A 14981-nucleotide genomic window follows, 5' to 3' on the forward strand; every position below is an offset into this window, starting at 1 on the left:
ATACGCAAAAATATTTTTTAGATAAATTACATTTATACATAGATCATAAGTAAAAATTTTTATGTAATTTATTAATATGATTATACATATTATATAATGAATAAGACCAAAATAATATCACAATATATAATTGAATGCTCGATGTTTTATTTTATCATATGCGTTTTTTAACAGCTAAGCTGATTTTTTATAGAGGGTTAGATGACTGAAAAGTTACAAAAAATTTTAGCGAGAGCTGGATATGGCTCTCGACGTGCAATCGAAGGTATGATCATTGAGGGACGCGTGAGGATTAATCATAAATTGGCTATATTGGGGGATCGAGTAGAGCCGCACCATGTACCGCACATACGTATAGATAATCATGTAGTATCAAATATTACTTCATCTCTTACAGTAGCATGCCGGGTAATAGCTTATTATAAGCTAGATGGGGAGCTATGTACTCGTTGTGACCAAACAGAGCGTCAAACTATTTTTGATCGCTTACCAAAATTAAAAGGTAGTCGATGGGTGTCGGTTGGGCGTTTAGATATTAATACTGTAGGCTTATTGTTATTTACTACTGATGGTGAATTAGCTCATCGTTTGATGCATCCTAAGTACGCAGTAGAGCGTGAGTATATGGTGCGGGTTTTTGGGGAAATTAATGATAAAAAATTGAAGTTAGCATGCTCTAGTTTTAATCTAAGAGATGCATCCGTAAAATATAAATCCTTAGCGTTTATTAGCGGGAAGGGTATTAACCTTTGGTATAAGATGATTTTAGCAGAAGGGCGAAATCGTGAGATACGTCGTTTTTGGGAAGCATTAGGTGCACAGGTGAGTCGCTTAATACGTATACGTTACGGTAATATTATTTTACCTAGAAATTTATTACGAGGAGATTGGAGAGAGTTAGATTTATTTTCTGTCAACTCTTTACGTAATTTGGTTGGGCTTTAAGAAGGTAAAACACTATAGGTACATGATATTAGATAAACATTGAAAGATTTGAAATTTAGTTAAATTTAGCGAATACTAACAGCCTCTTCTCAAAAACTAACAAAATTCATAAGATAAAAATAATATAAACAAGTAGGAAAGTTTTTAGTACACACTCCATAAATAGATCTATAAATATATTAATGGTTAAGATCATCTAAAGCTTTTTTTATCCAAATTTTAAAATCATTACCGAGTTTTTTATGATGCATGGCATACGTAACAAAAGCTTTAATGTAGCCAAATTTATTACCACAGTCATAACTTTTACCTTTTAAGCAATAAGCTTGTACTGCTTCTTTTTCTATTAGTAAAGATAGAGCATCAGTTAGTTGTATTTCTTTATCAGTTTTTGGATATATTTGAGTTAGCAAAGGCCAGATTTTTTCAGAGAGAACATAACGACCTACTACTGCAAGATTTGATGGTGCTTGATTAATATTAGGCTTTTCTATTATACTAGTTATGATTTTACTATCACCAGGAGTCAATGTTTCCCCGAAGCAATCCACAATACCATAAGTGGTAACATCAATTACTGGTTTTACCATAATTTGACTACATCTCGTTCTATGAAATCTTTTAATCATTTCTGCGAGATTATCGCGTGATAGATCTGATTTTCGCTGATCTAGAATAACATCAGGTAACATTATAGCGATCGGATGATTACCAATCAGTGGCCGCGCACACATTATCGCATGACCAAGTCCCCTAGGTATTCCTTGACGAACTTCCATGATATTAATAGATGGTGGACATATAGACTGGATTTCTTTCAGAAAATTCTGCTTAGAGTGTCTTTCTAACATAGTTTCTAACTCACAGTTAGTATCGAAGTGATTTGCTATTGAGCTTTTAGAGGCATGTGTTACTAGTATAATATTATTAATTCCAGACATAATACATTCATTCACAACGTATTGAATCAATGGTTTATCTACTAATGGCAACATCTCTTTTGGGATAGCTTTTGTAGCAGGCAACATTCGCGTTCCCCAGCCAGCGACTGGGATTACTGCTTGTTTTATTTTTAAGTGACCAGTAGACATTAAGTTTTTTCCAAATCTTTCATACCTTAATAATGATTAAATACACATATCAGAGAAAGGTTACATGTAATCTTAGTATAGTAATACTAGCTGTCTTATTCGTCTAGTGTCTAATACTTTGAAGTTTGTATAGAATATGATTGTCAAGTATAATCTCATTCATACTGTTTTTTTGTATTTTATCTAGAAGATAATATTGTAATTATGATTAAGATCTAATTATATAATTACTTATAGATTTGTTTATGGTAAAATATAATGAAGCATTATTTGAATATAAAAGAGATTTTTAGATATTAAATCTACTGTTAATAAATCCAGTATGTAGTGTAACTTAAAGGCAAAACTTATGAGTGTATTGGAAAAGATTCAACGTCAAATTATAGAAAACCCTATTATACTATATATGAAAGGTTCTCCTGAGTCACCTAGTTGTGGTTTTTCAGCTCAGGCCGTACAGGCTATTACGGCTTGCGGTGAGCGTTTTGCTTACATAGATATATTAAAGAATCCAGAGATCCGTTCTGAAATGCCAAAATATGCCAATTGGCCAACCTTTCCACAATTGTGGATTGATGGTGATTTATGCGGTGGGTGTGATATTATCCTTGAGATGTTTCAAAAAGGTGAATTGCAAAAGTTAATTAAAAAAACTGCAAAAAAATATAATAGTTCTATTAAAGATTAATCCAGATGCATCTAATGTTTAGTAAACATTTTGTAATATTTATTGCTATGCATTTTGAATATAAGTAGTATGTTTTTTATTTATAAAAGAGAATATAAAAACATATATTTTTTATATAAATAATTTACTTATGACCTATATTAATACAGTAAATATTAACTATCTGTTTTATTTTAGGTGGAAGATTTTAATTGATTTTTATAAAATGATAGTAATATATTATTTTAATAATTATCAGTATACGTATTTTGTAATGTATAATATTATTTTTTTATTTTGAAAAATGATCTGCCTAATTTATTTTATTCAAAAGATTCTAAAAAGATTTTTTTTGCAGAGTATTTTAATTACTTAAAAATTCTTTCTTTTTGAAGAGTTGTTTTTATAAAACCCTCATAGGTTTCATATAGTTTTGGGATAAAGTTTGTGATAACCTTCCATGGAAGACGTATAATATTTTTTGACCTTGATGGTACACTACATCAAGAGGATATTTTTCGTTCTTTTATATATTGGTTGCTATGGCGGAATTTATTAAATATTCTCCCATTTTTAATAGTACTGCCATTAATTGGGTTAGGGCTAATAATATATGGTCGTACCTCTTGTTGGCCAATGAGTTTGCTTTTATGGTCAATAACTGTCGGACGTAGTGAATCTTTACTGTTACAACGAGAAGAAGAGTTTACTAATTGGTTTTTGCAGCGACAAACACCTTTTTTAAAAATACATCAGCGACTTGTTGAGTATATTAGCTGTAAAGACACTGATGTGTGGTTAATTACTGGCTCACCTCAAGTATTAGTAGAGCGAATATATTGCAATGTTGATTTTTTTCCACACATTCAATTAATTGCTAGTCAGATGGTTCGGGCTTATGGAGGAAGAGTGTTATCAATGCGATGTGTTGGGCGTGAAAAAGTAGCTCAATTAACTGAGAGAATTGGTCAGCCTTTAAAACTTGAGAGTGGTTATAGCGATAGTACATTAGATGACCCATTGTTATTATTTTGTCATAATCGCTTTCGTGTTACTCCATCGGGGAATTTTTATAAGATTTTATCTTAAAAGTAATCAAAAGGTTTTTTAGAGATAAAAATTTATTAATATAATTGTTATAAAATTGGCACAATGTATATAAGTGTGATTTTTAGTAGTGATCTTCTCTTAAAGATTATATTTTATAGTTGATATAAAATATAATTTCATTAAGAGAATTTTAGTTTAGATATTTTAATGTTTTATAAATTTTGCAAGTATAAGCTTTACTTGATTACTTTTAAATAAATTAGCGTTCCTCTTTTAGAAAAACATCAGAGTATTTTATTTTTTTACAAATATTTTATTTATTTGTATATTCAGACAAATCCATTTAACTTTATAAGTATTCTCAATAAAGAAACGTTTTATAAAAGATAATGATTACTGCATCTTTTTATTATTATAAATAACAATAGGTAATCAAATATATATAGTATTATCATGGTAATAATAATATAAATTTTTATTTTAAAATATATATAAAATTTAAAAAAATCTTTTTTAATAAGAGCTTTTTGAATAAATATTTTATCTTATTTATTTATATATTATTATAAAAATAACATATAGTATAAATATTAGTGATATTTTATTCAGTTAATGTACTATCACTGCGAGTGCTCAATATAACATTAATATTTTTTATATTTATTTTATGTTTATGTATGGAATAAAATGTATTATATAACGTTAAATGTTTATCTTTATATAAAAGATATTTTGATCTTAATGATAATACATTATGAAATTTATTCTTAAAGTCTATCGTTATCTGGAGTGTATTGTTAAGTTAATCGGTACTTAATTGGTAGTAAAGAATTTCTTATAAGTCTATTAGTTTGCTTACTCTGTTTTTTATAAAAAATAAATTATTTTATGTACTCATGACATAATTCCTAGTTTATTTTTATTAGTCAATTACTGTAATATATATTTTGTTTTTTTTCTTATTATGTATTGTCTTATTAAGGTGCGTATCTAGTTAACTAATTTGGTTAGTATTTATAATACTCAATAAATGTAATTCTTATATAATGATATTGAGAAGAGAGATTTATTAATTTAGTGAGGTTTATACAGTAAAATTATGTAGACTGTATATTTATTGTTTTTGTTTAGACTAAAATAAAACTCAGATATTTTATATCTTTTCTTAAGACATAACTGAATTTAGTTAGAAAATATTACAAATTTTTTATTTTTTTCTATTTTAAGATATTATCTTGTGATTATTCTATTTTTTTATTTCTTATTTAAATATTCATTTAAATTTTATAAATTTAGACTATTTATATGAGTATGAAACTGATTATTTAATTTCTATTCAACTTGTTATGCAACGATTAGAATGATAATATATTTTATATATTATATTTATAGATATAAAATTTTCTATTTATGAAATATAAAGAAATGGAGCTTTTTTAGGAGATCGTTTAAGAAAAGATAGCAATATTTAATTACATACATAATAAACTTACATAATTACCGTTTAATTCTAATAATAATTGCCTTCAGATGACTTAAATAATAAGCAATATTTTTAAAACTATTGATTGATTAAGATGTATAATTATCGTAATCTAGATATTTTGAAAAAGAAAAAGTTTAGTAAAATAATATTATGAAGAGGATTTTTTAATATTGTTAAGATATCTAAAAAGCTACAAAAAGATCTTGATAGATGAATTATAGTAGTATTTATAATAAATGATATTCTGTATATTGTGCATTAGGGTAATGTAGTCATACCTTTAAGAAAAAAAAATAACATTTTTTAAGTTTTAGTGGATTATTCTATAATACTCACTTTATAGAATAAATTATAAATGCAGTATAGTATGGTACATTGACTTTATTTGGTATTTTTAAAGCAATCTATATCAGATTATAATATAGTTATCATTTTGAAATAAACTTTCGAAAATAATACTCAGATCGATATAATATTAATTTTTATTGGAAAGAGGTATTCGTACAAAAAAATAGCATATTTTCTACTACTGTTCTTACTTAATTAGTAGCAACATTTTATAGTATATTATAATCTATATTCTAAATAAGAAGTTTATATATTATTCTTAAGTAACAGTATCATATTAGTATAAAATTAATAATATAATTATAAGCTCTCTTTAATTTTAATAATTTTATAATGGTAGCAATGTTTATAATGACTGATCATAAGGCGTTATAGATTATAATGCATTTTTTTATTCTATGTTAGCAGATAAACTGACTTGGTTTTTTTTACAAGAAATAATTATCGTATTGAGAGATTACATCAGATAGCATATGCACTAACTACAATACGATACATTAACTTTAATAATATGAAAGATAATTCAGTTATTATAGAGTTTATGGATTAGATATGGGACTAAAGTATTAACATAAAAATATTAGTTGTGTAGTATCGCATTTACTCGCTCAAAACGTTTTGGTTGGATCTATGTTGATTGGTGGTATAATAGATAATTGTTTATTGAAGATTCTTATTAAAATATTTGTTCAAAGTCGGATTATTTCAGCTAATTTAAAATCTATCTTAAATTTTGATAAAAAAAATAATATCATATATATCCTTCCTAATAAATCAAAACTTGACCTAATAACATTACAAAATTATTGTCGAAAAGTAGGTCTATCTGATCCATTATCACCGATAAAGATTGCTGGTAATCCATTTCCTCATTACGTATTTCTTCAGGATAGTGTCAATTTTCGCTCTGCAATGATGTATAATTTAAAGTTGGTAGAATTACTGGAGTTTATATTAGAATTGCATCAGCGTGATTCTAAGTTAAATGTGCACATTGTTCTTGTATCAATAATTTTTGGACGGCCTCTTGGTAAGAATCGTTATGATAAAAATAAAATAATAAATTATAAGTGGTTTAGTAAAATTAATAAATTATTAAAAGTATTTTTTTTTGGTCGTGACAGTTTTATATATTTTTCATCGATGATATCAATACGTGATATACACGCTCAATACAGATTTAATAAGAAATTTTCTGCAAAGCTTATTCGTGCAGCGCGCATACATTTTATTCGTCAGTGTCTTGTGGCAATTGGTTTACAAATGTCAACATCTAGTAACTTATTAGTAACACTGTTGCAGTCTCAAGTTATTAAAAAAGCAATAGCAGAAGAAGCAAGCAGTAAACGTATTTCTCATCAGCAAGCACAAAAAAATACTATTGCGTTAATAAAAGAAATTTCTGCGAACTTTTCTTATGTAGCGATTTATCTTACGGATCGCATTATGAGGTGGAGTTTAGGTAAACTTTATCAAGATATCAATGTCAGAGGAGGTCGGCGTATACTAGATATAGCTTATAAAGAGCACGCAATTGTATATTTACCTTGTCATAGAAGTCATATGGATTATTTGTTAATTTCATATATCCTTTATCATCAGGGGCTAACTTTACCTTATATTGCTGCTGGTATTAACTTAAATTTTTGGCCTATTGGAAAAATATTTCGTTATTTGGGTGCCTTTTTTATTCGTAGAACCTTTAATGGTAATAAACTATATTCGACAGTTGTTCGTGAATACGTAAGTGAGTTATTTTCTCATGGTTATCCGGTAGAATATTTTATTGAAGGCGGACGTTCACGTACCGGATATCTGAGACCTCCAAAAACTGGTATTCTTTTAATGACTTTACAAGCAATGTTACGTGAAAATCAACGTGTTATTACTATTATACCAATTTATATTGGTTACGAACATGTCATAGAAGTTGAATCTTATTCAAATGAATTAGCGGGGGCTATTAAAGAAAAAGAAGGATTGTTTTCTATATTACGTGGATTAAAAAATTTACGTAATCTTGGTCAAAGTTATGTTAACTTTGGAGAGCCTTTTTCTTTAACAAAGTATCTAGATAAGAGAATACCAGAATGGCGGAAGTCTATTGACCCAATCAAAACAAAGCATCCAGTCTGGTTAACTTCAGCTGCGCATGATATTGCAAAACATATCATGATAAGAATTAATAATGCCGCAGCAATAAATGCTACTAATCTCTGTGTAATGGCTTTAATAGGTTCAGATCAATATGCTCTTCCGCGTAAACAACTTATTCAACAGATTGATTGTTATTTGCAACTTTTACGCAACGTACCATATTCTCCTGATGCGACAGTGCCTAACATGGCCGCTGAAAAGCTTTTAGAACATGCATTAAGTATGAATCAGTTTGAGGTCAATCAGAATTCCATTGATGATATTGTTACCTTACCAAAAAATAAGATAAAATCTTTACTTTATTATCGTAATAACATTCATCATATGTTCATAATACCAGCATTAATTTCTACTGTCTTAATTAAGAACCGTAAAGTAGATTTTATTGAGTTGCATTATCAAGTTAGCATGATTTATCCGATCCTTGAACATGAGTTGTTCTTACATTGGTCACAGGATGAGTTGTCTGGATTGCTAGATTCATTAGTATCTGAGATGGAACGTCAAGGACTATTAAAAAAAGAAAAAAACTACATTTCTCTAAAGGAAGATTTTTTTTATATACTGCAACTTTTAGCGGCAGGTGCACAAGAAGCACTACAACGTTATACTATTATTTTTGCAATCTTGATTGCTAATCCAACAATTACTCGAAAAATGATCTCAGACAAAAGTTATATTATAGCACAGCGTTTATCTGTTTTATATGGAACTCATGTTTTAGAGTTTTTTGATAAGACAATGTTAAATACTTTAATCTTTACGATACGTAATAAAGGTTATATGCAAGAGTCTAAGGATCTTCAGTATGCGCAGGATATATACTTTAAGAATATCTATAAAATTCTCTCGAACTTAGTACCTCAAGATATACGCATAACTATTGAGCGTTTTGTTGTAGATAGATAATTAATATAAGAATTTTCTTCTTATTAAAAATCTACTTTTAAAAGTTTAAAAATTTTTTATAAAAAATTGTAAATTTTTAATAATGTAATAGTAATAGAGGCAGTATTGCACAATGTATTAAATTTTATTTATGAGAGAACAATTAGAATAGTTATGAGGATATCATGACTTCTAGAGTATCTTTTTAAATTTATATTTAGGAGGATGATGTGAAATTTTTAGTTACTGGCGTAGCAGGATTTATTGGTTTTCATGTAGCGCAGAGTCTTCTTAAGGCTGGTCATGAGGTGATTGGGTTAGATAATTTAAATAATTATCATCAAGATATAAATTTAAAAATAGCCCGTTTAAAAATTAACGCTGATTATATGAGTTTTTCTTTTCGCAAAGTGGATATTTCTGATTATGCAGAAGTAATTGATGTATTCCAATCTAACGCTGTGCAGCGTGTCATACATTTAGCTGCTCAGACGGGAGTACGTTATTCTGTGAAAAATCCTATCGCTTATGCTAATTCAAATCTTGTTGGTCATTTAAATATTTTAGAATGCTGTCGTCACAATAACGTAGAGCATTTTTTATATGCGTCTTCTAGTTCAGTATATGGTTTAAATCGTAAGATGCCATTTTCTGTAGATGATGATACAACTCATCCAGTTTCTATCTATGCTGCTACTAAAAAATCTAATGAGCTAATGTCTCACACTTATTCTCATTTATACGGGATTCCAACTACTGGTTTACGTTTTTTTACTGCATATGGACCCTGGGGTCGTCAAGATATGGCATTATTTAAATTTACACGAGCTATTTTATCTGGTCAATCTATTAATATATATAATTATGGGAAAATGCAACGCGATTTTACTTATATTGATGATATAGTTCAAGCTATTATGGTGTTACATAATATTATTCCTACGGTTAATTCAGATTGGACAGCAGAAGGAGGTAATATTGCTAGTAGCTCAGCAGCGTATCAACTTTTTAATATTGGTAATAATCGTCCACATGCATTGATGACCTATATTAAGGCATTAGAAGACGAATTAGGTATAGTAGCAAAAAAAAATATGTTACCTGTACAGCCTGGTGACATGATTTCCACTAGTGCCGATATTAGTGACTTAGTTAAAATAATTGGGTATCAACCGTATACTGAAATACAAGAGGGTGTATGTCGCTTTGTAAAATGGTATAAGGAGTTTTATAAAATAACATAAATATTATGAGTATTTTACTTTGCATGTTGGGCATAAAGTATAATGAGGAGCGAATTTTTATGGTAATCATTATAGAGTAAAGAAACGAGTCTTAAGAGTATGTGTTTAAATTTCTATATTAAACATGTATATAGCATAGTATTTTTTAAATTTTACTAGCATAATAAAAACATTTTTTCTATTAGATTTAATAGATATATAATTTTTATAAAATTTTTCTAAAGTGTTTAATTTGTGATTGCTTCATATAGAAAAGAAAGTTTGATTATATGATTTAGATTTTTTGATAACACATTCTGCCTATTTTAACGTTTTATTTTTTTCATATAATATGCAAATATAATTAACTTATTTCTATTGCAACACATATTAATTAGATAATTATTTTATTTAAAATACTCTCTATGCATAGAGAGTATTTTGATATTTATTTTTCAGTATTTAGATTATATCTAGTGTTATGAATATCTGATATTTTTATCATGCTTAAAATTTTATTTTAGTATGACAAGATAAAGCACTGATAGAAATTTTTACACATAATATATGATATATATAATATATTAAAAATTAATTAACAAAATATAGTAAAATATTACATATAATATCTACTGACTGTTTAGAGGTGTTTATAAAAACATATAATAATATTAGCTATAATCAATAGATATATTATACATGCTAGAATGTTTTCTATGGTTAATGAAATTATTATTTGAAGCTATTATAGTTATATGAACTAATAGGCTGTATAAAAAACATTTTCAATTATTAGTTGAGAACAGTACATATTTATATTTATTTTACTTTAGATGCAATTGCCTTTTTTATTTATTTAAAGATAGATTAAATATTTTTAATCTAAGAATAAATATGTAATATTTAATTGTTTTTACATAATTATTAGTATTTAATTAGTAATCACTATTAATTATACTTGTCTATTTATTAAAGTATAGGTGATGGTTCTTATCTTATGGAATTTTATAAGCTTTATATTTAATATAAATATATTAAATATAAATTTTATATATTTACAAGATATATTATTTTAGTTGTTAGTTGCAATATTTATCTGTTCTATGATTTATTTATTTTAATGATGTAATTATTAAGAAGTAATTATACTGAGATAATATTTAATAGTGTTGAATGAACCTTTTAATATATAAAAATTATTTCATGATGGTATCTTATTGATTCAATAAATTCAGAATACTAACAGATAGATTTTAGAGTGAGATCTATTATTTTTTATAAACAATGATATTTTTGTTATATTGATATAAAAATTATTCTAAAAAATTATAGTGATATAGTAGATAAGTATTATTGAAATTACTAGAGATAAATACTAGAAATATATCAGCTTTTTTATTGTCAAAGGTGGTTAAGTTTTTTCAATGTTACTAAAGATTAATCAACTTCTATTTACTGAGATGGTTTTTAGTATTTATTTTTGTAAAAAGGCTCGCTCTTTATATTATGTTATGTATTAATGGAATCGTGATTAGTTATAAATTAGATTAAACAAGTAAATAATATTAGTTATTTAATTTAACAGAATTTTTATATTAATTAAGTATATATCTTATCAGTAATGCAATGTTAGTTTTAGGATGTGTAAAATGAGCAATCAATTTTATATGGCTCGCGCGCTAGAATTGGCCTATCGCGGTCGGTTTACTACTTCTCCTAATCCTAACGTTGGATGCGTACTGGTGCGTGATGGTCATATTGTAGGTGAAGGTTATCATTTAAGAGCTGGCGAATCACATGCAGAAATTTGTGCATTACGCATGGCAGGTGAGAAATCACGAGGATCTACTGCTTATATTACATTAGAACCGTGCAGTTATTATGGGCGAACACCACCGTGTTGTGATGCACTGATTGCTGCTGGGGTTAGGTATGTTTTTATAGCTATGAAAGATCCTAATCCTCAAGTGGCTGGTCGTGGGGTAGAGTGTTTAAAAAAAGCAGGAATTGAGGTTAACCATGGATTAATGATGTCTGCATCAGAAGCACTAAATTGCGGTTTTCTGAAGCGCATGCGTAGTGGTTTGCCCTGGATACAGTTGAAGATAGGTTCTTCTTTAGATGGAAAAACGGCTATGCCTAATGGAGAAAGTCAGTGGATTACTTCTATAGAGGCAAGAAGAGACGTGCAAAGACTACGGGCACAAAGTTCAGCTATTCTTAGCACTAGCGCAACCATACTAGCAGATAATCCATCTTTAACCGTGCGTTATAATCAGTTAGATGATTCTATTAAGGAGATATATCCAGAAGATCTTTTGAGGCAGCCTATACGTATAATTATAGATAGCCAAAATCGTATTACCCCAACGCATAAAGTAATTAATCAGCCTGGTGAAATTTGGTTAATGAGATATACATGTGACAGAAATCAATGGCCAGATAATGTACAGCAATTCAACATACCTTATCAGAATGGTCATCTTGATTTAGCCTCTATGTTGGTCTTGTTTGGACAAAAAGAAATTAATTCCATTTTAGTAGAAGCAGGCTCACAGTTTTCTGGTGCCTTGTTAAAAGCAAAAGTAGTTGATGAATTAATTATTTATTTTGCGCCTAAATTAATAGGACATACTGGTCGTGGATTATGTCAGATATCAGGAATAGAAACATTGAATGATATTTTTGTTTTAACTTTTACTGATATTATGTCAATAGGTCCAGATGTTAGGCTTACTTTACAACCACCTAATATTATTTATACGTAAAATAAAGCGGTTTTTTTATAAGTGTGCTATTATTTTTTCCTATTAGTGTGTCACATAACTTGGAAGAAATATTATGAACTTGATTGAAGCTACTACTACTGCTCCAGATTCGCGTGTTGTCTTAGTTGTGGCACGTTTTAATAACTTTATTAGTGAATGCTTGCTCAGTGGGGCGATTGATGTACTGAAACGTATTGGTCAAGTGAAAGATGATAATATTACAGTTATATGGGTTCCGGGTGCTTATGAGCTTCCATTAGTGGTCAAATTATTAGCAAAAACTGAAAAATATGATGCAGTTATAGCCTTAGGAGCCGTAATTCAAGGTAGCACTCCTCATTTTGGGATTATAGCAGGAGAGGCTAGTTCTGGTTTGGCCAATATCTCTATGCATAGCAATATCCCAGTATCTTTTGGTGTTTTAACGACGAAAAATATTGAGCAAGCAATCAATCGAGCTGGAGTAAAAAGGGGTAATAAAGGGGCTGAAGCTGCTCTTACCGCTTTAGAAATGATTAATATCTTAAAAGTTATTAGAGAATAGCCCCCATGTAGAGGTTCCTTCATGAATTCTTCTTCTCGTCGTCGCGCTCGAGAGTGTGCGGTACAGGCATTGTATGCTTGGCAAATTTCTAAAAACAATATTGTAGATATTGTTAACTACTTTATACTAGAACAAGATACTCATAATGTTGACATTAGTTATTTTCGAGAAATTCTTAGTGGGATTGCTATATATGTCGGCTATCTTGATAAATTAATGGAACCATATCTTTCCCGTCATATTAAAGATCTCGGTCATATAGAAAAGGCTATCTTACGTATCGCTCTATTTGAATTAAAGGAGCGTTTAGATGTGCCCTATAAAGTAGCAATCAATGAGGGAATAGAGTTAGCAAAAGTATTTGGCTCTAAAGATAGTCATAAGTTTATTAATGGTGTCTTGGATAAAATTGCTTTACAGATTCGACCGAACCGTAAATAATCTTTATGGATTATAATAATTATAGTGATTGAAGTTTTGGGATATAACTATGGCATGTGGTGAATTTGAACTGATCTCACGTTATTTTGGTCGTGGATTATGCTCTCGACATGATGTAGAAAAAGGTATTGGTGATGATTGTGCGTTAGTGAATATGTCTGACAAAACAACATTAGCTATTAGCACTGATACTTTAGTGGAAGGTGTGCATTTTTTACGTGATACTCATCCAGCTGATCTTGCTTATAAAGCGTTAGCTGTAAATCTTAGTGATTTGGCTGCAATAGGCGCAGATCCTGCATGGTTAACACTGTCCTTAACATTACCAAAAGTTAACAATCATTGGTTACAAGCTTTCAGTGATAGTTTGTTTAATCTTTTAGATTACTATCAGATGCAGCTTATTGGTGGGGATATAACTCGCGGACCGCTAAGCATGACATTAGGTATTCATGGAACAGTTCCGCAAGGTTTAGCACTAAAACGAAGTGGTGCGTGTGTTGGTGACTGGATTTATGTAACTGGTACTTTAGGTGATAGTATCGCGGGTTTTCAATTGCTGCGACATAAAATAAATATTCATGATCAGGTATCTCGTGAAGCGCTAATTCAGCGCCATTTAAGGCCTATACCTAGAGTTCCTCAGGGAAAATCATTACGCGATGTAGCTAGTTCTGCTATTGACCTATCAGACGGCTTGATTGCAGATTTAGGTCATATTTTAAATGCTAGCTCCTGTGGCGCTCAACTTAATCTTGATGCATTACCAATATCTTCAGTAATTAGACAAAACTTTTCAGCACAACAGGCTTTACGCTGGGCATTAAGTAGTGGAGAAGATTATGAGTTATGCTTTACTGTTCCAGAGATTAATCGTGCTAGCTTAGAAATTGCACTAGGACCTCACGGAGTGTCATATACCTGCATTGGAAAAGTGTTTCCAAAAGAACATGGGTTTACTTTTTTAAAAAATAAAAAACTAGTTAAGATATGTCTTAAAGGATTTGATCACTTTAATATGCATGAAGGGTACACTGAGCCATTTGTTCATGATAATCACACTGGTGTCTAGATCTAACTGGGTGTATCATTAGATCAGTTGACAGCTATAAAAAAAATAAAAAACTTAAATCATGTGAAGTTCAATAAAGACTTTATTTTATTTATAAGATTTTAATACTTACAGTTTAATGTTAATCCTAACAAAATTACATAGATATATAATTATCTATAATATACCAATTTAGATAAGTATGTAGTTAATAAATCTTCTTATCTTAAAGTGTAGTAAGTTTTAAGAAGGCATGTGATCATCTTTATTACAAAAGCAGTCATTAATATTATCGCACTCTATTGTATGCGGTGCTAATTAT

The 14981-nt window shown here is 29.0% G+C and carries 9 protein-coding genes and 1 pseudogene; 9 read left to right on the top strand and 1 reads right to left on the bottom strand.

What is annotated here, in order from left to right; translation table 11 throughout:
• Positions 1 to 201 precede the first annotated feature (201 nt).
• Positions 202 to 942 (top strand): annotated as a pseudogene (gene rluB / locus ERCIPSPA2889_RS00860) (23S rRNA pseudouridine(2605) synthase RluB); the annotation flags it as partial.
• Between the two features lie 182 nt (positions 943 to 1124).
• Here the strand turns inward: rluB and galU are convergent.
• Entirely contained in the window at positions 1125 to 2036 is a 912-nt protein-coding gene (gene galU, locus ERCIPSPA2889_RS00865; protein WP_157988996.1) for a UTP--glucose-1-phosphate uridylyltransferase GalU, read from the bottom strand.
• Positions 2037 to 2385: 349 nt separating this feature from the next.
• Between galU and ERCIPSPA2889_RS00870 the strand changes: the two genes are divergently transcribed.
• The 8 genes from ERCIPSPA2889_RS00870 (at position 2386) to thiL (ending at position 14680) form a co-directional block, all read left to right on the top strand.
• Positions 2386 to 2724: a Grx4 family monothiol glutaredoxin gene (locus ERCIPSPA2889_RS00870; RefSeq protein WP_157988997.1), complete on the top strand. Its 339-nt coding sequence runs from the start codon at positions 2386 to 2388 to the stop codon at positions 2722 to 2724.
• Between the two features lie 426 nt (positions 2725 to 3150).
• The gene (yfhb, locus tag ERCIPSPA2889_RS00875; protein ID WP_232037605.1) at positions 3151 to 3792 is read left to right on the top strand and encodes a phosphatidylglycerophosphatase C; all 642 of its coding nucleotides are present in this window, start codon (positions 3151 to 3153) and stop codon (positions 3790 to 3792) included.
• A 2425-nt stretch (positions 3793 to 6217) separates the two neighbouring features.
• On the top strand, positions 6218 to 8653 hold the full coding sequence (plsB, locus tag ERCIPSPA2889_RS00880) for a glycerol-3-phosphate 1-O-acyltransferase PlsB (protein WP_157988998.1): 2436 nt from the start codon (positions 6218 to 6220) through the stop codon (positions 8651 to 8653).
• Positions 8654 to 8862: 209 nt separating this feature from the next.
• Positions 8863 to 9876 carry an NAD-dependent epimerase gene (locus ERCIPSPA2889_RS00885; RefSeq protein WP_157988999.1) on the top strand — a complete coding sequence of 338 codons (1014 nt, stop codon included), beginning with the start codon at positions 8863 to 8865 and terminating at the stop codon, positions 9874 to 9876.
• 1628 nt (positions 9877 to 11504) lie between these two features.
• Positions 11505 to 12623 carry a bifunctional diaminohydroxyphosphoribosylaminopyrimidine deaminase/5-amino-6-(5-phosphoribosylamino)uracil reductase RibD gene (gene ribD / locus ERCIPSPA2889_RS00890; RefSeq protein WP_157989000.1) on the top strand — a complete coding sequence of 373 codons (1119 nt, stop codon included), beginning with the start codon at positions 11505 to 11507 and terminating at the stop codon, positions 12621 to 12623.
• A gap of 73 nt (positions 12624 to 12696) precedes the next feature.
• Entirely contained in the window at positions 12697 to 13167 is a 471-nt protein-coding gene (gene ribH, locus ERCIPSPA2889_RS00895; RefSeq protein ID WP_157989001.1) for a 6,7-dimethyl-8-ribityllumazine synthase, read from the top strand.
• A gap of 21 nt (positions 13168 to 13188) precedes the next feature.
• The gene (gene nusB / locus ERCIPSPA2889_RS00900; protein WP_157989002.1) at positions 13189 to 13608 is read left to right on the top strand and encodes a transcription antitermination factor NusB; all 420 of its coding nucleotides are present in this window, start codon (positions 13189 to 13191) and stop codon (positions 13606 to 13608) included.
• Between the two features lie 49 nt (positions 13609 to 13657).
• Entirely contained in the window at positions 13658 to 14680 is a 1023-nt protein-coding gene (thiL, locus tag ERCIPSPA2889_RS00905; protein WP_157989003.1) for a thiamine-phosphate kinase, read from the top strand.
• Positions 14681 to 14981 lie beyond the last annotated feature (301 nt).

The sequence above is a fragment of the Candidatus Erwinia haradaeae genome (genome assembly GCF_900698985.1).
Classification (GTDB): Bacteria; Pseudomonadota; Gammaproteobacteria; order Enterobacterales; family Enterobacteriaceae; genus Erwinia_E; species Erwinia_E haradaeae_B.

Bases quoted from the DNA above. Each gene is read 5' to 3' on its own strand.
- galU (WP_157988996.1), bottom strand. From the start codon at position 2,036: ATGTCTACTGGTCACTTAAAAATAAAACAAGCAGTAATCCCAGTCGCT.
- ERCIPSPA2889_RS00870 (WP_157988997.1), top strand. From the start codon at position 2,386: ATGAGTGTATTGGAAAAGATTCAACGTCAAATTATAGAAAACCCTATT.
- plsB (WP_157988998.1), top strand. From the start codon at position 6,218: ATGTTGATTGGTGGTATAATAGATAATTGTTTATTGAAGATTCTTATT.
- ribD (WP_157989000.1), top strand. From the start codon at position 11,505: ATGAGCAATCAATTTTATATGGCTCGCGCGCTAGAATTGGCCTATCGC.
- ribH (WP_157989001.1), top strand. From the start codon at position 12,697: ATGAACTTGATTGAAGCTACTACTACTGCTCCAGATTCGCGTGTTGTC.
- nusB (WP_157989002.1), top strand. From the start codon at position 13,189: ATGAATTCTTCTTCTCGTCGTCGCGCTCGAGAGTGTGCGGTACAGGCA.
- thiL (WP_157989003.1), top strand. From the start codon at position 13,658: ATGGCATGTGGTGAATTTGAACTGATCTCACGTTATTTTGGTCGTGGA.